This is a genomic window from Streptomyces sp. NPDC050732 (assembly GCF_040654255.1).
Taxonomy (GTDB): Bacteria; Actinomycetota; Actinomycetes; order Streptomycetales; family Streptomycetaceae; genus Streptomyces.
In genome coordinates this window covers 56226-74915 of record NZ_JBFAHP010000023.1, presented here as the reverse complement: position 1 = coordinate 74915, position 18690 = coordinate 56226, and the positions used below count along the sequence as shown (strand labels likewise).

The 18690-nt window shown below is 71.1% G+C and carries 18 protein-coding genes and 2 tRNA genes; 11 read left to right on the top strand and 9 right to left on the bottom strand.

The window, feature by feature from the left end; genetic code table 11:
- Nucleotides 1–24: 24 nt before the first annotated feature.
- A complete protein-coding gene (locus AB0H82_RS21775; protein WP_362995082.1) occupies nt 25–525 on the bottom strand; it encodes a MarR family transcriptional regulator in 501 nt (166 codons plus the stop codon).
- Nucleotides 526–667: 142 nt separating this feature from the next.
- Here AB0H82_RS21775 and AB0H82_RS21770 point away from each other — a divergent pair, with 142 nt between their 5' ends.
- The 4 genes from AB0H82_RS21770 to AB0H82_RS21755 all read left to right on the top strand — a co-directional run bounded on the left by AB0H82_RS21770 (nt 668) and on the right by AB0H82_RS21755 (nt 3187).
- Nucleotides 668–1834: a PP2C family protein-serine/threonine phosphatase gene (locus AB0H82_RS21770; protein WP_362995080.1), complete on the top strand. Its 1167-nt coding sequence runs from the start codon at nt 668–670 to the stop codon at nt 1832–1834.
- Between the two features lie 107 nt (nt 1835–1941).
- Nucleotides 1942–2355, top strand: a complete 414-nt coding sequence (locus AB0H82_RS21765; protein ID WP_362995078.1) for an ATP-binding protein — start codon at nt 1942–1944, stop codon at nt 2353–2355.
- A gap of 45 nt (nt 2356–2400) precedes the next feature.
- Nucleotides 2401–2877, top strand: coding sequence for a GNAT family N-acetyltransferase (locus AB0H82_RS21760; protein ID WP_362995180.1), 477 nt, complete (start codon nt 2401–2403; stop codon nt 2875–2877).
- A 10-nt stretch (nt 2878–2887) separates the two neighbouring features.
- Nucleotides 2888–3187 carry a YciI family protein gene (locus AB0H82_RS21755; RefSeq protein ID WP_362995076.1) on the top strand — a complete coding sequence of 100 codons (300 nt, stop codon included), beginning with the start codon at nt 2888–2890 and terminating at the stop codon, nt 3185–3187.
- Here the strand turns inward: AB0H82_RS21755 and AB0H82_RS21750 are convergent.
- The gene (locus tag AB0H82_RS21750; protein WP_362995074.1) at nt 3184–4299 is read right to left on the bottom strand and encodes an oxidoreductase; all 1116 of its coding nucleotides are present in this window, start codon (nt 4297–4299) and stop codon (nt 3184–3186) included. The genes AB0H82_RS21755 and AB0H82_RS21750 overlap by 4 nt on opposite strands.
- Nucleotides 4300–4539: 240 nt before the next feature.
- On the opposite strand from AB0H82_RS21750, the gene AB0H82_RS21745 reads away from it, so the two are divergent.
- The 5 genes from AB0H82_RS21745 to AB0H82_RS21725 all read left to right on the top strand — a co-directional run bounded on the left by AB0H82_RS21745 (nt 4540) and on the right by AB0H82_RS21725 (nt 11208).
- Complete coding sequence (locus AB0H82_RS21745) at nt 4540–4956, top strand: SsgA family sporulation/cell division regulator (protein ID WP_362995072.1); 417 nt, start codon at nt 4540–4542, stop codon at nt 4954–4956.
- A gap of 312 nt (nt 4957–5268) precedes the next feature.
- Nucleotides 5269–6912: an ABC-F family ATP-binding cassette domain-containing protein gene (locus AB0H82_RS21740; protein WP_362995070.1), complete on the top strand. Its 1644-nt coding sequence runs from the start codon at nt 5269–5271 to the stop codon at nt 6910–6912.
- A 10-nt stretch (nt 6913–6922) separates the two neighbouring features.
- Nucleotides 6923–9250, top strand: coding sequence for an excinuclease ABC subunit UvrA (locus AB0H82_RS21735; protein WP_362995068.1), 2328 nt, complete (start codon nt 6923–6925; stop codon nt 9248–9250).
- Between the two features lie 38 nt (nt 9251–9288).
- Nucleotides 9289–10065 (top strand): dimethylargininase, encoded by a 777-nt coding sequence (gene ddaH, locus AB0H82_RS21730; RefSeq protein ID WP_362995066.1) that lies wholly within the window; start codon nt 9289–9291, stop codon nt 10063–10065.
- A 171-nt stretch (nt 10066–10236) separates the two neighbouring features.
- A complete protein-coding gene (locus tag AB0H82_RS21725) occupies nt 10237–11208 on the top strand; it encodes an acyl-ACP desaturase (RefSeq protein ID WP_362995064.1) in 972 nt (323 codons plus the stop codon).
- 59 nt (nt 11209–11267) lie between these two features.
- Here the strand turns inward: AB0H82_RS21725 and AB0H82_RS21720 are convergent.
- The 5 genes from AB0H82_RS21720 to AB0H82_RS21700 form a co-directional block, all read right to left on the bottom strand.
- Nucleotides 11268–11343 (bottom strand) — tRNA-Trp (locus AB0H82_RS21720).
- Between the two features lie 73 nt (nt 11344–11416).
- A complete protein-coding gene (locus AB0H82_RS21715; RefSeq protein ID WP_362995062.1) occupies nt 11417–12766 on the bottom strand; it encodes an SDR family oxidoreductase in 1350 nt (449 codons plus the stop codon).
- A gap of 26 nt (nt 12767–12792) precedes the next feature.
- Nucleotides 12793–12859, bottom strand: a tRNA-Ala gene (locus AB0H82_RS21710).
- A gap of 37 nt (nt 12860–12896) precedes the next feature.
- Entirely contained in the window at nt 12897–13226 is a 330-nt protein-coding gene (locus AB0H82_RS21705) for an AzlD domain-containing protein (RefSeq protein ID WP_362995060.1), read from the bottom strand.
- Complete coding sequence (locus AB0H82_RS21700) at nt 13219–13968, bottom strand: AzlC family ABC transporter permease (protein WP_362995059.1); 750 nt, start codon at nt 13966–13968, stop codon at nt 13219–13221. Before AB0H82_RS21700 ends, AB0H82_RS21705 begins: the two co-directional genes overlap by 8 nt.
- Before the next feature lie 62 nt (nt 13969–14030).
- Between AB0H82_RS21700 and AB0H82_RS21695 the strand changes: the two genes are divergently transcribed.
- A complete protein-coding gene (locus AB0H82_RS21695) occupies nt 14031–14489 on the top strand; it encodes an Lrp/AsnC family transcriptional regulator (RefSeq protein ID WP_362995057.1) in 459 nt (152 codons plus the stop codon).
- A 63-nt stretch (nt 14490–14552) separates the two neighbouring features.
- Nucleotides 14553–17024 carry a hypothetical protein gene (locus AB0H82_RS21690; protein WP_362995055.1) on the top strand — a complete coding sequence of 824 codons (2472 nt, stop codon included), beginning with the start codon at nt 14553–14555 and terminating at the stop codon, nt 17022–17024.
- Between the two features lie 11 nt (nt 17025–17035).
- Here the strand turns inward: AB0H82_RS21690 and AB0H82_RS21685 are convergent, their stop codons facing one another.
- Both AB0H82_RS21685 and AB0H82_RS21680 read right to left on the bottom strand, forming a co-directional pair.
- Nucleotides 17036–17284, bottom strand: a complete 249-nt coding sequence (locus tag AB0H82_RS21685; protein WP_362995053.1) for a WhiB family transcriptional regulator — start codon at nt 17282–17284, stop codon at nt 17036–17038.
- Nucleotides 17285–17659: 375 nt separating this feature from the next.
- A complete protein-coding gene (locus tag AB0H82_RS21680) occupies nt 17660–18457 on the bottom strand; it encodes a VOC family protein (RefSeq protein ID WP_362995051.1) in 798 nt (265 codons plus the stop codon).
- Nucleotides 18458–18690: the final 233 nt, after the last annotated feature.

Genomic DNA, 18690 nt, shown 5'->3' with positions numbered 1-18690 from the left:
TCGGCGCTCCGGCCCCTGCCACGGTCAGGCGGACTCCGCCGCGCGGTCGCCCGCCGTGCCGGGCCGGGGCGCCGTGCACTCCACCGATCTGTGGAACCCGCTCAGACCCTCGACCAGGGCGGAGCGTTCCGCGGGCCGCATCTCCGAGATGGCTTCGAGCAGCGCACTCTCCCGGCGGGACCGCAGTTCGTTGAGGTAATTTTCTCCCCGGCTCGACAAGCGGAGTTCGAGCTCGCGGCGACTGGCTGAACTGAGGGACCGCTCGATGAAGCCCAGGGCGTGAAGGCGGTCACACATACGACTCACCGAGGACGGTGCCGCCCCCAGGTACTCGCCGAGGGTGCGGAGGTTGATCCCCTGCGCACCGTCCAGGGCGTAGAGCACACGCAGTTGAGAGGACGACACCGGTGCCGTCGTGGTGATGTCCCTGCCCCTGCTCCACAGCACTTCAAGCAGCTCGATGACTTCCCGGGCAGCATGCGCGGCCGCATCCTGGCTGCCTCCGGCGGAAGTTTCGGAATCCATGCCCTCAACTGTGACACTTCGCAATGATCCTGTCAGTCGCTGAGACATGGCAGGCCGACAGCTCCTTCGCAAGCTCTTCCCGTACTTCGCAGGCTCTTTCCGTATCAGGAACGACCGCACAGGAACAGGTGGTATCCGACAAGTGGACAGACTCACGGCCGTGGAACGTGCGCTGCGCAGATCCGCACCGCACGCTCTCATCGAAGCAGTGCGGGACGCGCTCGCCGATCACTACGCAGCCGACTCCGTGGAACTGCTCATGGCCGACTACGCGATGACCATACTCCAACCGGTCAACGCCCTCCCGGAGACCACGACACCCGTGCCGGCCCACACCGGTGCGCTCGGCCGCGCGTTCGGCTCGCAGGAACCCTTTGTCGAGACGGACGCCCAGAACCACCGGAGCACCGCCCATCTCCCCGTGACCGTGCGCGGCGACCGCATCGGCGTCCTCAGCGTGCGGCTGCCCGCCGACGCCTGCGGCCCCGCCACCGTGTGCGAACTCGCCGAGGCGGCCGAGGTGCTCGCCCACGAGATCGTGGTGGCGGGACGCGACACCGACCTCTACCTCCAGGCCCGGCGGGCCGACCGGCTCACCCTCGCCGCCGAGATGCAGTGGCAGCTGCTGCCCGGCTGTGCCAGCTCCCGTCCGGAGTACGACATCGGGGCCCAGCTCGAACCGGCGTACGCGATCCACGGCGACAACTTCGACTGGTCGGCCTCGGCCGACCAGCTCACCCTCACCGTCACCAACGGCATGGGCGAAGGCATCCAGGCCGCCCTGCTCACCAACCTCGCGGTCAACGCGCTGCGCAACGCCAGGCGCGCCGGGCTCTCCCTTGCCGACCAGGCCTGCCTAGCGGACCAGGCCGTCTACGGCCACTTCCAGGGCGCCTGCCACCTGTCCGTGCTGCTCCTGCGCTTCGATCTCGGCACGGGAGACGTGGAGATCATCGACGCGGGCTCGCCGAGGATGTGGCGGATGCGCGACGGCAGGCCCGAGCCCATCGAACTGGACGCACAGCTGCCGCTCGGCATGTCCGAGGACACCCCCTACAGCACGGAGCACTTCCGGGTCCGTCCCGGCGACCGGCTCCTGTTCGTCAGTGACGGCGTCTACAACACGGCGTCGCCGACGGGCGAGCGGTACAGCGAGCGCGCGCTCACCCGGGCGATGACGAGCACCCGCCTCCTGCCGCCCTCGCAGGTCCCGCGCGCGGTGCTCAAGGAGCTCTCGGGATATCGCGGGCCGATCGACACCGACGACGACGCGATGATCGTGTGCCTCGACTGGCGGGGTCGCGACTGAGCCCGCCGCGCCGGCGAACAAGGGCGTTGAACCCGCCACTTTTCGGGCAAGAGTTCCCTTCGTACGGCCACGATTCGGGATGGCCGACCCGATGAAGGAGGAGGCTCATGCGGACACAGCACATACCGCTCGACACCGGACCGCCGGCAACCGCCACCTTCGAAAAGAGGCCCGAAGCGGTCTCGGACGCGAGGGATCTCACCCGCGGCTACCTCGCGGGGCTCACTCCTGCCGTGGACGACGAGAACGCCGCGAGCATCGAACTCGTCGTCTCCGAGCTCATCACCAATGTGGTGCGCCATGCCCGCGGCACGCTGTGCTCACTGCGGCTGCACGCGCGGCCCGGTGTCCTCACGGTCGCCGTCTCCGACGCCGATCCCCGGCCGCCGCGGGAGCGGGCCCCCGACTTCGAGGGCGGCACCGGCGGCTTCGGCTGGCCCATGGTCCAGCAGCTGGCCAGAGCCGTCGGCGTCACGCGCGGCCCGGACGGGAAGACGGTCCGGGCGGAGCTGGCGCGGTAGGAGCACCCCGGCGTCCGGCCGCGCACCCAGCGCGGTGATACTTCGATCATGGATTGGGCGCTGCGCTCCGCACGGACGGCGGACATCGAGGCCATCGCCGACCTGCGGGCCACGGTGCTGCGACCGGATCTGGAGCGGCTCGGACGCTTCGATCCGCACCGGGCGCGGCAGCGGCTGCGGGACTCGTTCTCCGCCGCGCACACATCGGTGATCGAGACGGCGGGCGCCTTCGCTGGCTGCGTCGCGCTGAGGCCCGCCGCGGACGGGCGATGGCTGGAGCACTTCTACCTGGCGCCGCGGTGCCAGGGAAGAGGCATCGGCTCGGCCGTCCTCGGCCATCTCCTGGAGCTGACCGACGCCGAGGGCACGACGGTCCGCCTCGACGTGCTGCGGGGCAGCGCCGCGCGGCGGCTGTACGAGCGGCACGGATTCACCGTCGAGGACGAGGACCCCATTGACGTGTTCATGGTGCGGCCGCCAGGGGGGCTGCGGGCCTCGGCCGACGCCTGGGGCGCCCGGTAGCCTCGCGATCATGTTCATTCTCGAATTGACCTACACCGCGCCGGTCGCCGCCGTCGACGAGCAGCTGGCCGCCCACGTCGAATGGCTCGACCAGCAGTATGAGGCCGGGATCTTCATCGCCTCCGGCCGCAAGAACCCGCGCGACGGCGGCGTGATCATCGCCGTCGCCGACGACCGCGCGCGGATCGAGGAGCTCGTCGCGACGGACCCGTTCACGAAGGCCGGGGTGTGCGCGTACCGGATCACCGAGTTCTACGCGACGAAGACGGCCCCGGCGCTCGCCCCGTACCGCGAGCAGCTGCCCGCCTAAGCACCGCCACTGCCTGCCTGGCGTGCCGCTCCGCTTCGCTCCAGGCGGGCGATGCGGCCCTTCTCCCCGGCGGCCCAGCACCCCCGGTCCCGGGCGCAGTCGACGGTGTCGTACGAGCCCGTGTCGACCGTCCGCCAGCTCCGGCCGCCGTCCGTCGTGACGTCGGTGCCCGTAGGGCCGACGGCGAGGGCCGTGGAGCGGCTGTGCGGGAACCAGGTCACGCCCGAGCGGTAGGCGGGCGGCGGGCGGTCCGCCGGGTCCCAGTGGCGGCCGCCGTCCCCGGTGACCGCGGCCGCCCTCGGCGAGGCCTGGCCCGCCCGGTAGTCGCCGCCGACCGCGATGCCGTGCGTGCGGTCGCGGAAGGCGAGGCCGAAGACGCCGCGGGCCGGATCGCCCGCGGGGAGCGGCGCGTCGGTGGCCCTCCAGGTCAGTCCGCGGTCGGCGGAGTGCAGGACACGCGCGCGTGCCGCTCCCCCGGTGGCCAGCCACACGTCACGCGGCCCGGAGCTCACCAGACACTGGCCGCTCGCCGCGAACCCCGCCTCGCCCTCCTGCGCGGCGGGCATGCCGGCGCTGGGCAGGACCCGCCAGGAGCGGCCGCCGTCGGCGGTGGACAGGATGCGGAATCTCCCGTCGACCGGGTCGCTCATCGCCAGTCCGTGGCGGCGGTCGAAGAAGGTCATGCAGTCGTAGAAGGCTCTGGCGTCGGTGTTGCGGAAGGACTCCGTCCAGGTGGCTCCGCCGTCCTCGGTGCGCAGCACCCGGGACGCCTCGCCCTCGCCGATGGCGAGCACCACCGCGCGGCGGCCGTCGAAGGCCTCGATGTCACGGAACTCCAGAGCGGCGGCGCCGGGCGGGGAGACTTCGCGCCAGCTCTCTCCGCCGTCGGATGTACGCAGCACGGTTCCCCCTGTGCCGGCCGCCCAGGCCGTGTCGCGGCTGACGGCGGCGAGGCCGCGGAAGCGGGCTTCGGTGCCGCTGTCCGTGAGCTGCCAGCGCGGATCGCGGTCCGGGCGGTGCGTGCGCGTGTCCGCCGCGGCGGCGCCGGGCGCCGCGAGGACGCTTCCTGCGAGCACCGCCCCGCACAGTCCCGCGAGTACCGTCCGGCTCATCGACTTCGACTTCCCCATGCCCCTCATGGCGGGCGAAGCTAGCCGACGCGCCGGGGCTCGTCCAGATGGCCGGAAGGCCTCCCCCATGAGGTGATCGCCGGGAACCGCGGGCGCCGCCACGGTGTCGCGGTGACAGAGGTCACTCGGTCCGACCCGCCCTCGGTGTGCACGGATCTCGTCATTCCGTCGTCTAGTCAAGTGCCGACCCCAGTCGTCCAGCAGTCAGTGAGGGAGCAGGCGTTGTCCACCGTCATCGAGCAAGCCGTAGAGGCCCGCCTCGTCGCCGCCGCGCCGCGGATGCCGAGCATTCCCGCAACGCTCCACTACGACCGGCGGGATCCCTTCGCCGTACGGATGAGCTTCCCCGCCCCGGCGACCCTGGAGGGCGTCGAGGTGTACTGGACCTTCGCCCGTGAGCTGCTCCTCCAGGGCGTCGAGCGCGCGGTCGGCGACGGTGACGTGCGCGTGCGGCCGTACGGCTGCGACCGCACCGTCGTGGAGTTCCACGCCCCCGAGGGCACCGCGATCGTCCACGTCCGCACCGGGGAGCTCCGCGGCTTCCTGCGCCGCACGACGGCGCTGGTGCCGGTCGGCCAGGAGCACCGCCACGTCGACCTGGACCAGGACCTGGCCGAGCTGATGCGGGACGCCCTCTGAGGCGGCCCGCATGGGGTGGGCCCCGCCCGGCCCGCCCGGTAGCCCGATAAACCGTTGACACGCTCCACGGAGCTTCCTACGGTGTACAACGGTTCTGTTGCCGTCGATAGGAGTAGGACGTTGCTCGTCTGAGGTCATGAGACACCGCGTCACGCAGCTTTCGCTGCCGTGCACGCCGTGTGCGACCTCGGCATCACGAGCCGTCCCGTCCCCCGGCACAGGCCTTTCTCTTTCTCCGGCCTCCTCTGCGCCGCGGTGTCTCGAACGCGTTGCCCCTGACCGCGCTCCACACCACGCAACCGCGAGGCCCGTATGTCTACAGCCCCCACCTCCATCACCTGTACGTCGCTCTCCTTCGCCTGGGCCGACGGAACCGATGTCTTCGACGACCTCCAGGTGACCTTCGGACCCGGCAGAACCGGACTCATCGGCGTCAACGGCTCGGGCAAGTCCACCCTGTTGAAGCTGATCGCCGGTGAAATGGCGCCCGCCGAGGGCACCGTGCGCGTCACGGGCGAGGTCGGCCATCTGCCGCAGAACATCACCCTCGACACCGCCCTGCGCGTCGACGAGGTGCTCGGCATCGCCGCGACCCGCGCCGCGCTGCACGCCATCGAGGCGGGTGACGTGCGCGAGGAACACTTCACCGCGGTCGGCGACGACTGGGATGTCGAGGAGCGCGCCGTCGCCACCCTCGCCGAGCTCGGGCTCGGCCACATCGGCCTGGACCGCACCACGGGCGAAGTGTCGGGCGGCGAGTCGGTGCTGCTGCGCCTGGCGGCACTCCTCCTGCGCCGTCCCGACGTGCTGCTGCTCGACGAGCCGACCAACAACCTTGATCTGTACGCCCGTCGGCGCCTGTACGCGGCCGTCGAGGCGTGGTCCGGCGTCCTGGTCGTGGTCAGCCACGACCGTCAACTCCTGGATCTGGTCGACCAGATCGCCGATCTGCGGGACGGGGAGGTCAGTTGGTACGGCGGGAACTTCACCGCGTACGAGGAGGCGCTCGCCATGGAGCAGGAGGCGGCGGAGCGCATGGTGCGCGTCGCCGAGACCGATCTGCGCAAGCAGAAGCGCGATCTTGCCGACGCCCAGGTCAAGTTGGCCCGCCGCAAGCGGTACGGCCAGAAGATCCAGGACAGCAGGAGCCAGCCGAAGATCCTGATGGGCGCGCGCAAGCGGGCCGCCCAGGAGTCGGCCGGCAAGCACCGCATCATGCACGAGGAGAAGCTCGCCGAGGCCAAGGAGCGCCTGGACGACGCCGTCGAGGCGGTGCGCGAGGACGACGAGATCCGCGTCGACCTGCCGCACACCCTGGTGCACCCCGGGCGCACCGTGCTCACCCTCAGCGGTCTCGAACTGCGCTACGGGGCGCGCGTGGAGGGCGAGTTCGAGCTGCGCGGGCCCGAGCGGATCGCGCTGATCGGCCGCAACGGCGCCGGCAAGACCACGTTCCTGCGCACCGTCGCCGGGGAGCTCGACGCGGTCTCCGGAGAGGCGCGGACGCACGTCCCGACGCGGTTCCTGCCGCAGCGCCTCGACGTGCTCGACGGCGACCTGACCGTCGCGGAGAACGTGGCTGCGTACGCTCCCGACGCGACCAACAACCGCGTCAGGGCACGCCTGGCCCGGTTCCTGTTCAAGGGCGCCAAGGCCGACCAGCGGGCGGCGACCCTGTCGGGCGGCGAGCGGTTCCGTGCGGCGCTCGCGGCGCTGCTGCTCGCGGAGCCCGCACCGCAGCTCCTCATGCTCGACGAGCCGACGAACAACCTCGACATGGCGAGTGTGAAGCAGCTCTCGACGGCCTTGGAGTCGTACGAGGGCGCGCTGATCGTCGCCAGTCACGACCTGCCGTTCCTGGAGTCCATCGGCATCACGCGGTGGCTGCTCCTGGACGGCGAGCTCAAGGAGATCACCCAGGAAAAGAAGACAGAAGCTGTCGGGTATTACTCGTAGCGTCGGGTGCATGCACCAGGACACAGGACGGGAAACGCACCGTGACGGCCAGCAGTACATCACCATCGACGGAGCCCGTGAGAACAACCTGAAGGAAGTGAGCCTGCGCATCCCGAAGGGCCGGCTCACGGTCTTCACCGGGGTGTCGGGCTCCGGGAAGTCGTCGGTCGTCTTCGACACGATCGCGGTGGAGTCGCAGCGCCAGCTGAACGAGACGTTCACCTGGTTCGTCCGCAACCGGCTGCCGAAGTACGAGCGGCCGCACGCGGACGCCATCGAGGAGCTCTCCCCCGCGATCGTCGTCGACCAGAAGCCGATCGGCGGCCACTCCCGCTCCACCGTGGGCACGATGACGGACATCTACTCCGTGATCCGGGTGCTGTTCTCCCGGCACGGCACCCCGAGCGCGGGCCCGGCCACGGCGTACTCGTTCAACGACCCGTCGGGCATGTGCCCCGCGTGCGACGGGCTCGGCCGCACCGTGCGGCCCGACTACGACCGCATCCTGGACCCCACCAGGTCCCTGGCGGACGGCGCGATCCTCTTCCCGCCGTTCGCCGCAGGGACCTGGCAGGGCCAGACATACACGAACACCCCCGACCTGGACACGCACAAGCCGGTCGGTGAATTCACCGACGCCGAGCGGCAGTTCCTGCTGCGCGGCGGCCGGGGAAGGAAGAAGGTCAGCGTCGACAACACGGGCGGCGCGCGGGACATCGACTACGAAGGGCTCGCCGACCGCTTCGAGCGCCTCTACCTCAACCGCGACCTGTCCGCGCTCGCCCAGAAGACCCGCGACATGGTGCAGGGCTTCCTGATCGAGGGCGCCTGTCCGGCCTGCCGCGGGGCCCGGCTCAACCCTGCGGCGCTCGCCACCCGCGTCAACGGCCTGGGCATCGCCGACTGCACCCGCATGGAAGTCACCGACCTGATCGGGGAGTTGGCCCGCATCGACGACGCGGTGGCGGGACCGATCGCCCGCGCCGCCGTGGCGGCCCTGGAGCGGATCGAGGCGATCGGCCTCGGCTATCTCAGCCTGGACCGGGAGACGTCCACGCTCTCCGGCGGCGAGGGGCAGCGCCTGAAGATGGTGCGCCACCTCGGTTCCAGCCTCACCGGCATGACGTACATCTTCGACGAGCCGAGCGTCGGTCTGCACCCGCGCGACGTGGGGCGCCTCAACGACCTCCTCCACCGGCTGCGCGACAAGGGCAACACCGTCCTGGTCGTCGAGCACGACCCGGACGTGATCGCGGTCGCCGACCACGTCGTCGACATGGGTCCGGCGGCCGGTACCGGCGGTGGCCTGGTCGTCTTCGAGGGCACGCCGGACGGGCTGCGCGGGGCCGACACCCTCACCGGCCGCCACCTGCGGCGCGCCACCGGCGTCAAGGAGCACCCGCGCGAGGCGATCGGCGGCCGCTGGGTCAAGGGCGCCGATCTGCACAACCTGCGGAACGTGAGCGTGCGGGTGCCGACCGGGGTGCTCACGGCGGTCACCGGCGTCGCGGGTTCCGGCAAGAGCACGCTGGTGTCGAAGGCGTTCGTCGAGGCGCATCCGGACGCGGTGGTCGTGGACCAGTCGTCCATCGGCATCTCGGGCCGCTCGACCCCGGCGACGTACCTCGGGATCATGGACACGGTGCGCAAGCTGTTCGCGCGCGGGACCGGCGCGAAGGCGAGCCTGTTCAGCTTCAACTCCCACGGTGCGTGCGAGCGTTGCCAGGGGCGCGGGATCATCTACAGCGATCTGGCGTTCATGGACCCGGTGACCACGACGTGCGAGGCGTGCGAGGGGCGGCGCTTCAAGGACGAGGTGCTGCGGCTGACCGTGGGCGGACGTTCCGTGGTGGACGTACTGGACATGACGGCCGATCAGGCGCTGGAGTTCTTCGCGCGCTTCGACGACACGTCGGTACGCCGCCGCCTGCGGGCGCTGCGGGACGTGGGCCTCACCTACCTCACGCTCGGGCAGCCGCTGAGCACGCTCTCCGGCGGCGAGCGCCAACGCATCAAGCTGGCGACGCAGTTGCACCGCACGGGCACCACATACGTCCTGGACGAGCCGACCACCGGCCTGCACATGGCGGACGTCGACGGGCTGCTCGCGCTGCTCGACCGGCTGGTCGACGCGGGGAACACCGTCCTCGTCGTCGAGCACAACCTCGACGTCGTCAAGCACGCGGACTGGGTGATCGACCTCGGCCCCGACGGCGGCAAGCACGGCGGGCGGATCGTCTTCGAGGGGACGCCCGCGCAGCTCCTGCGGGCCGAGGGATCGTTCACGGCGGAGCACCTGCGACGCGCTCTGGGCGAGGGCGGGCCCCGCGCTGCATGATGTGCGGCACTGTCCCGCCCGCGTGAGGAGAGCAAGCCGTGTCCAGCAAGAAGGCCCTGATCCGCCGCCCGGGACCGCGCCTCGCCGAGGGCCTGGTCACCCACCTGGAGCGCACACCGGTCGACGCGCGGCTCGCGGCGCGGCAGTGGGAGGCGTACGCGGCGGCGCTGGCCGGGCACGGCTGGGAGACCTTCGAGGCTCCGCCGGCCGACGACTGCCCGGACGCGGTGTTCGTGGAGGACGCGGTGGTGGTCTTCCGGAACGTGGCCCTCATCGCCCGGTCGGGCGCCGAGTCCCGGCGGGGCGAGACACCGGGCGTCGAGGAGGCGGTGGGCAGGCTCGGCTGCTCGGTGCACCGGGTGTGGGAGCCGGGCACGCTCGACGGCGGTGACGTCCTCAAGATCGACGACACTATCTACGTGGGCAGGGGCGGGCGCACGAACGCGGACGGGGTGCGGCAGCTGCGGGCCGTCTTCGAACCGCTCGGGGCGCGGGTCGTCGCCGTCCCCGTGACCAAGGTCCTGCATCTGAAGTCCGCGGTGACGGCGCTGCCCGACGGAACGGTCATCGGGTACGAGCCGCTGGTCGACACCGCCGCGCTCTTCCCGCGCTTCCTGCCCGTGCCGGAGGAGGCGGGCGCGCACGTGGTGCTCCTCGGCGGCTCGAAGCTGCTCATGTCGGCGAGTGCGCCGAAGAGCGCGGAGCTCTTCGCCGATCTGGGATTCGATCCGGTTCTCGTGGACATCCGGGAGTTCGAGAAGCTCGAAGGGTGTGTGACGTGTCTCTCAGTTCGCCTTCGCGATCTGTACGCCTGACCAGTACTGAGGCCTTTGTTGCGGCAGGGACGGATGGTGCCGTGGCTCACGGCCTCTTTACGGAGGGTTTAACCTACGGCAACGTAACCTACGAGACCGTAGGTAGGGCACCGCTCGCACTGCCTGCCCGCACCACTTGTAAGTAGCCCCCGTCCCCCCTCTGGAGCCCCCGTGACGATCACCTCTCCCCACCTCGGCAGCACGGACAGCTGGACCGATGCCCGTCTGCTCTACGCGCTGGAGGAAGTGGTCGAGCAGGAACTGAATCGCCACCTCAAGGTGGCCAAGGACTGGATGCCCCACGAGTACGTCCCGTTCTCCGACGCCCGCAACTTCCCCGGCTTCTTCGAGGACGGCGAGGCGTGGGAGAAGGGCCAGTCCCCGGTCACCGACATCGGGCGCATCGCCCTGGTGGTCAACCTGCTCACCGAGGACAACCTCCCCAGCTACCACCACGAGATCGCCTCCCTCTTCGGCCGCGACGGCGCCTGGGGCACCTGGGTGCACCGCTGGACGGCAGAGGAGGGCCGGCACGGCATCGTGATGCGCGACTACCTCCTCGCCTCGCGCGCCGTCGACCCGGACCAGCTGGAGCAGTTCCGGATGGTGCACATGAGCGAGGGCTTCGAGTCGGACAACCGCCACTCGATGCTGCACTCCGTCGCGTACGTCGCGTTCCAGGAGCTGGCCACCCGCATCTCGCACCGGAACACCGGCCACCAGTCGGGCAACCCGGTCTGCGACCGCATGCTGGCGCGCATCGCCACCGACGAGAACCTCCACATGGTCTTCTACCGCAACCTCCTGAAGGCCGCCTTCGAGCTCGCCCCCGACCTCACCATGCAGGCCGTGCGGGACGTCGTCGTCAACTTCCGGATGCCCGGTCACGGCATGCCCGGCTTCGAGCGGGCCGCCGCGCAGATGGCCATCGGCGAGGTCTACAACCTGCGCATCCACCACGACGACGTGCTGCAGCCCGTGCTGCGCTTCCTGAAGGTCCTGGAGATCGACGGCCTCGGCCCCGAGGGGCTGCAGGCGCAGGAGGAGCTCGGTTTCTACATGAACGGCCTCGACGCCGAGGCGTCGAAGTTCGACGAGAAGCTGGCCGCGCGCAAGGCCCGGTTGGCGGCGCGGGGAGCCTGACCCCGCACGGCCGAAGGCCCGAGGGCCGTGGTGGCCGGAGGGGGCGGGCGGCTGCAGGGGGCGGGGCGGCTGGATTCGAACCAGCGTGTTCCGGTTTTGGAGACCGGCGCGACTGCCTCTGCGCGACGACCCCGCCCTTGCGCGAGATCGCACGCCCTGCCCCCCTCCGGGCCGCCTCCCGGTTTTCTCGGTCACCGCTGCGCCGGGATCACCACTGCGCCTCGCGGTAGTCCTTGAGGAACACGCCCGATACGGGCGCGCCCGCCTCGCCGCGCACGATCGGGTCGTAGATCCGGGCGGCGCCGTCCACGACGTCGAGCGGCGTGCGGAAGCCCGCGCCCGCGATGCGGTCCTTCTTCGGCGCGGGGTTCTCGTCGGTGATCCAGCCGGTGTCGACGGCACACATGTGCACGCCCTGCTCGGCGAGTTCGGCGGCGCTGGTGCGGGTGAGCATGTTCAGGGCGGCCTTCGCCATGTTCGTGTGGGGGTGCCCGGCCGTCTTGTTGCGCACGGCGAAGCGGCCCTCGACCGCCGTCACGTTCACGATGTACGTACGGGGGCGCGGCGACGCGAGCAGCAGGGGCAGCAGCCGGTCGCAGAGCAGGGCCGGGGCGAGCGCGTTGACCAGCTGGGTCTCCAGCACCTCGGCGGGGTCGAGGCCGCCGAGCCGGGCGGACCAGGAGTTCTCCGGCGCGGCGTCGGGGAGCAGCCCGGCCTCGTCGGCGTCGCGCAGGACGAGCGCGAGGGCGCCCTGTCCGGCGGCGCCCGGCGCGGTCCGCTCCGTCTGCACCGGCCGGAATCCCGGCGCGCTCCGGGCGAGCGCGGGCAGTTCGGCCGTCTCCCCCGCCGCAAGCGCCGCGTACGACTCGGGGGGCCGCCGGACCGTCTGCGCCGCGTTGTTGACGAGGATGTCGAGGGGGCCGCCCGCCTGCCGCAACTCCTCGCACAGGCCGAGTACTTGGCGTGGGTCGCGCAGATCGACGGCGAGCACGGTGAGGCGGTCGAGCCAGGCCGCACTGCCCGGCGCCGCACGGAAGCGCCGCACGGTGTCGTGCGGGAAGCGGCTGGTGATGAGGAGTTCGGCGCCGTCCCTCAGCATCATCAGGGCCAGCTGGAAGCCGATCTTCACCCGGCCGCCCGTGAGCAGGACCCGCCGCCCGCGAAGATCCGTGGTGAGCGCCCGCCGGGAGCGGTTGTCGGCAGCGCAGGCCGGACAGAGCCGGTGGTAGAAGGAGTCGACCTGTCGATACGACGTCTTGCAGACGTAGCAGGGGCGCGGACGCCGGAAGACGCCGCCCGTTCCGGTGGCGGCCAGGGGCGCGTCCTCGCGGCGGTCGCCCGCGCCGGTCGCGGTGGCGGCCATGACGGCCGCGTCGGCGGCGGACAGCTCGGCGCCGCGCGCCTTGCGTCTGCGCAGCCGTCCGTCGCGGGCGAAGGAGGCCGCGACCTGCTCGGCGCGCAACCGCGCCGGGTCGTCGACGGGCAGCTCCCGCAGTCTGCCGACCAAGTCGTGAAAGGCCGCGAGGTCCGCCTCGCCGATTCCGCCGCTCTCACCCATGTGTGCCCGCCCCGCGTGGTCCGTGCTGGTGGTCCCGACCGGATTCGAACCGGCGCATCCGCCATGCCATGGCGGTGAGTCTGCCTTTGCTCGCATGGGTTTCCCGTCCTGCGCCACCGTCTCAGGCGCCTCAGGGGGCGAAGACGGTACTGGCCAGGATCACGTGGACGGCGGTGCCGCCGAGGATGCTCAGCAGCGCGTTGCGGCGCCAGAGATGAAGGCCCACGGTGACGGCGACGGCCGCCGTGGGGGCCAGGGCGGAGGCGCCCGCGTGGGGGAGGTCGCGCAGGCAGTAGAGGACGAGGATCACCATGACGCCCGCGGGCATGCGGGCGGCGAGGTACTGGACGGTCCCGCTCTCGCGCAGCGGGACGAGTGCGGCGAAGGGCAGGGCGCGCAGGGCCCACGTGACGGCGGCGGTGACCAGGACCGCGGCGATGGCGTACCCGGCGTCAGGCATGGCCCGGGGTCCTCCGGGTGACCAGGTGGCGGGCCAGGAGCCCCACGGTGAACAGGGCGAAGGCGGCCAGGAGCAGCTCGCCGGGAAAGACGAGGCGGGCGAACAGGGCACTGAACAGGGCGAGTACGGGCGTGGGCAGATCACCGCGCAGATCCCGCACGGCGTCGACGGCGAGCACGGTGAACAGGGCGGTCAGCGCGAAGTCCAGACCCCGGACGCTGTCGGGGATGAGTGAGCCGAGCAGCGCACCGGCGACCGAGCCGGCCACCCAGTACAGATGCAGGAGGAGCTGCAGCCCGAGGATGCGCCGGCCCGGCCAGGAGCGGGCCTGCTCCCCCGAGGTCAGGGCGAACGCCTCGTCGCTGAGCGCGAAGGTCCCGTACACCTTGCCTGCCCGCCCTTCGACACGGTGCAGCGGGTAGGACAGCGCGTAGAACACGTGCCGGACGTTCACCATGAAGGCGGCCACGGCGATGGAGGCCAGCGGGGCGACGGCGGTGACCATGCCGATGAGCAGGAATTCGAACGAGCCCGCGTAGACGAGCGCGGCGGACAGGCCCGCCCACCACCAGTCGAGCCCGGAATGGGTGACGAGAGCCCCGAAGGCGAGACCGAGCGGCAGGAAGGCGAGTCCTACGGAGGCGGTGTCCCCGAGCGCGGTCCGCAGCCCCGCGAGGGGGCGTGCAGAGGGGATGGAGGTGGACACAGGAGGGTCGTCAGCGACGGGTGGTGCTATTCGCATGCCGACATTTTATGAAGATCCACGCCTAATTTGATTGCCGATAGTGGCTCTAGGATGGGCCCGTGAGCAATGAAATTCGCCTGGATGCCCTCGACCACGACATTTTGTTTCACCTGCGTCAGGACGGCCGTCTCACCAACGTCGAGCTGGCCAAGCGCGTGGGCCTGACCGCGCCTCCCTGTCTGCGCCGGGTCAAGCGCCTGGAGGAGGCGGGCGTCATCGCCGGCTACCACGCCGTCATCGACACCGCGGCGCTCGGGCGCGGCCTCGAAGTCCTCATCGACGTCGAGGTCAGCGCCAACGACCGCGACACCTACCTTGAGTTCGAAGAGGTCGTGGCCTCCTACGAGGAGGTCATAGAGGTTCGGCGCATGTTCGGCCGCCCCGACTACTTCATCCGCGTCGCGGTCGCCGACCACGCCGCCTACGAGGCCTTCCTCACCGGGAAGCTCACCGGCCTCCCCTGTGTCCTGCGCGTCGACTCGCACCTGACGATGAAGACGGTCAAGCCGGGATCCTGACCCGGGGCACACGATTTACGAAAGCCCCGCGCGGTGCAACTGTGGGCACCGGGGGTGGAACCCATGGCGCAGACCCATGAGCGGATGTTCTACGAGGTCATGTGGCGCAGCTGGGCGGGCAAGGGGCAGGTGCCCTATCCCGTGCCGTGGTGGGCGCAGCAGGCCTTCCGGCGCTGGAGCGACGACTTCGACTCCGGGACGTACGAATCGAAGGAGGCCGCCCTGGCCTCCAACGCCCTGTACCGCTACTGGCACATGGTGGGCGTGAAGGACCACCGTCAGGAGTCCCTGATCGGGCAGGCCGGTGAGATCGAGCCGGTCTACGACAAGTACTGCCTGTCCTTCTTCCTGTACGACCCGGCGACGGGCGCCCTGCACCTGCCGCAGCTGCCCGACGGCGGCACGGTGGCCCAGCGCATGGAGGCCCCGCACCTGCCGGTGGTCCTCACGGACTTCCGGACGCCGGACGGTGTCGCGTTCGTGCAGCGCACCTTCGCGACGGCCGTGGGTGCGCGGCAGCGCGATCTCGTGGTCACCCGGGTGACGGTGGGCACCGCGACCGGGCAGCCGCGCGAGGGCTGGCTGTGCGCTGCGGTCATGCCCGCGGGCCCGAGCGGCTTCCAGCGGCACGACCGCAACGGCCGGCAGATCACCGACCGGAGGCTGACGTTCCTGCGACATCTGCCGCTGGAGAGCCGGGTGGAGACGAACAGCGGCTGGGGCCCGGTGTTCGACACACCGCCCGCGCAGTACGGCGTGTACGGCAACCCCGACTTCAGCGAGGACCCGGTCTCCTACCTGACGCGCAACCCGTTCCACGACCTGGTCACGGGCGGCAAGCTGAACGGCGCGGGGCAGGCGCAGGACCAGGTCGCGGGGTTGTGCAGCGCGGCGTTCGCCTGGCCGTTCCGGGTCATCGACGACGAGACGTTCGAGCTGGACGTACGGCTGCCCGTCGACCTGTACAGCGGGGCCGACGACCTGGCCGAGATCAGGGCCACGCCGGCCGACGAGCTGGAGGAGGCCAACCGGGCGTTCTGGACGTCGAAACTCATCGAGCAGGGACTGCAGCCCGAACTGCCGCGCCCGGTAGCCCACTTGACGGACCTGTTCCGCGAGTCCCGCTCGCAGCTGCTCATCCTCTCCGACCACGGGGAGATCCATCCGGGCCCGACGGTCTACGACTCGTTCTGGATCCGCGACTCGTCCGTCGAGGCCACCGCCTGCTCGCTGGTGGGCGACGCGGCGCTCGCCGAGCACCAACTGGGCACGCACTACCCGCTGAAGTTCAACCGCGGCACGGGCCGCGTCGGGCCGTGCGCGGAGTACGGCTTCTACGGCGGCCCGCACGAGCGGGACGACCGCGAGTGGGACAGCAACGGCCAGGCGCTCTGGGCGATAGGCCGCTTCGACCGCACGACGGGCCGCGCCGCCGCGTTCGGCACGAAGCTCTACACGCCGTACGTCATCGACGGCGCCCGCTGGCTGCGCGACAACCGCGACCAGTACGGGCTGCTGCACAGCGGCTGGAGCGCCGAGCACCTGGGCGAGCGCGACAAGCCGCACTACTGGGACGACCTGTGGGCACTTGCCGGCCTGTACGAGGCGGCGCGCCTCGCGGAGCGCATCGGCTCGCCCGACGTGCCCGAACTCTGGGCCGCCTTCGACGACGTCAAGCACGCGACGGCGGCCTCGGTGCGCTGGGTCCTCGCGGAGCAGCGCAGGCGGGGTGCGTGGGAGACGTACATCCCGACCGGTCCCGGTGACGTCGGGCGGCTCGACTCGACGATGATCGGCACCGCGGCGTTCTTCCACCCGCTGCGGCTGCACATGGGCAGCAAGCTGGGCACGGACATCGACGCGGCGGCGCGCTCCACCCTCGACACGATGTACGCCCACTTCGTGTCGGGCGGCTACCGGCACGAGGCCGCGTGGAACGCCTACGGCCCGTATCTCACGACACAGTTGGCGCACGCGTACCTGCTGGCGGGCGACCCCGGGCGGATGGACGAGCTGCTCGGCTGGATCGTCGGGGCGGCCTTCCCGCGGACGGAGGAGCGGGCGGTGGCGCTCGGCGCGTGGAACGAGCAGCACGCCTTCACCGTCGCGTCGGACTTCCGGGAGGTGCCGTCCCGCCCCTGGTACATGGGCGACATCCCGCACGGCTGGGCCGCCGCCGAGTATCTGCTCCTGATCCGCGACATCCTGCTCTTCGAGGCGGACGAGGACCACGATCCGCACATGTACATCGCGCCGGGCGTACGGCCCCACTGGGTGCCGGACGGCGACACGGTGGCCGTCGAGTCCGCTCCGACCCTGTTCGGCGAGCCCTTCGGATACCGGCTCACGCACGACGCGGGCAGGCGGACGGTGACGGTGGAGGTGACCGAGGCCCCGGAGCGGGTGCGGTACGTCTACCCGTGCCGGTTCGGGACGGTGCGGTCGGTGTCGGCGGACGGCCGGGAACTACCCGTCACCGGTGACGACGTCCGGGTCCCCGCGGGGACCCGGCGGTTCGTCGTCGCGTACGCCTGAGGACCGCCGGGTCAGGCACGGGTTTCGCGTCTGAGGGCGTACCGCTCCTTCTCGGAGAGGCCGCCCCAGACGCCGAACCGCTCGTCGTTGGCCAACGCGTACTCCAGGCAAGCCGTGCGCATCTCGCACATCTGGCAGATGTCCTTCGCCTCACGCACCGAGCTCCCTGGCTCGGGGAAGAAGAAGTCGGCGCCGGTCTGGGCGCACAGGGCCTGCTCCTGCCAGGCGAGCTCCGGCTCGGCTGTCATCTCGATCTGCATGCCACCGATGCTGCCCGACCCCGCGAAACAACCAATCAACGAACGATCAACGCACGGCCGATCGACGACCCGGCTCCCGCTGGGGACTGCCCATCGACGGGGGCGCCGAAACCGCCGAAGGCGGTGAGTCCGGCGGGTCCGGCGGGTCCGGCGGGTCCGGCGGGTCCGGCGGGTCCGGCGCACACTCAGCGGGGGACATTGTGTCGCGAGCGGTATGGGGCGGGCGGCGTCGGGCGTACCGCAGACCGCGGGCGGTGTACCGCGTACGGCGCGGCGCCGTGGGCGGCAGGGCCGGAGGGGCCGTGCGGTGTGGACGGGGTGCTGTCCGCTTGGGCAGGGCCCCGCCCCGTTCAAGTACTGTCGCGCTGTCGCGCTCTACGCGTCCTGCTCGCCGGGAGGCGAAGGCTGTAGCACCGCGAACCGCGCGCCCGCCGGGTCCGCCAGCTTTGCGAAGCGGCCGACGCCCTCCATCGAGAGGGGCTCCATCCGCACCTCGCCGCCGCCCTGCCGGGCCCTGGCGACCGCGCTGTCGCAGTCGTCCACCTGGAAGTACGGCAGCCAATACGCCCCGTCGCCCTCGGCGGGGTCACCGGCCAGCGGCACCACGCCGCCGAACATGTCGTCCGCCGTGCCGTCGGCGGGGTGCAGCATCGTGTACGTCCCGCCGGGGAAGGTGGCCTCGGTGGTCTGCCAGCCGAACACGGAGCCGTAGAACCGGAGGGCGGCGGAGACGTCCGGGGTGTACAGCTCGGTCCAGATCAGCCCGCCCGGTTCGTTCAGGACATCAAGGCCCTTCAGCTCTCCCTGCTGCCACACGGAGAACGGCACGCCCGCCGAGTCGGTGAGGCCCGCCATGCGGCCGAGGTCGAGGATGTCCACGGCCTCGAACAGCGTGCCGCCGCCGGCCTGCTCGGCCGACTTCGCCGTGGCGTCCACGTCCGGCGTCCGGAAATAGAGCGTCCAGGACGGCGCAGCTTCGTCCGCCGGCATGTCCATCGCGCCCGCGGTGGTCCGGCCGGCGAGCTGATACTGGCTGTAGCCGCCCACTTCCGCCGGGCCCCGCTGCAGCTCCCAGCCGAACAGCTCCCGATAGAAGGCGCTGACACTGGCGAGGTCGGGCGCGCACGAGTCCACCCAGACGGGGGCTCCCGTGAGAAAACGGTCATTGAGCATGATCGACTCCTTTGTCGCATCTCTCTTCCGCACTCCTGAGTCTGGCACCCCCCACTGACAATCCGCCTCCCGCCGGACCGGCCGGCCTCCCCGCGCTCTCACGCCGCCATTTCGTGAAGGGACAACATTTTTGAGAGCGCTCTCAGCCATAACTCTTGACGCCGCATTCCGGCGTCGGGACAGTGGTGCACCACCTCCCCACCACCCCTGCTCCCCACCCCTCCTCCCCCTCC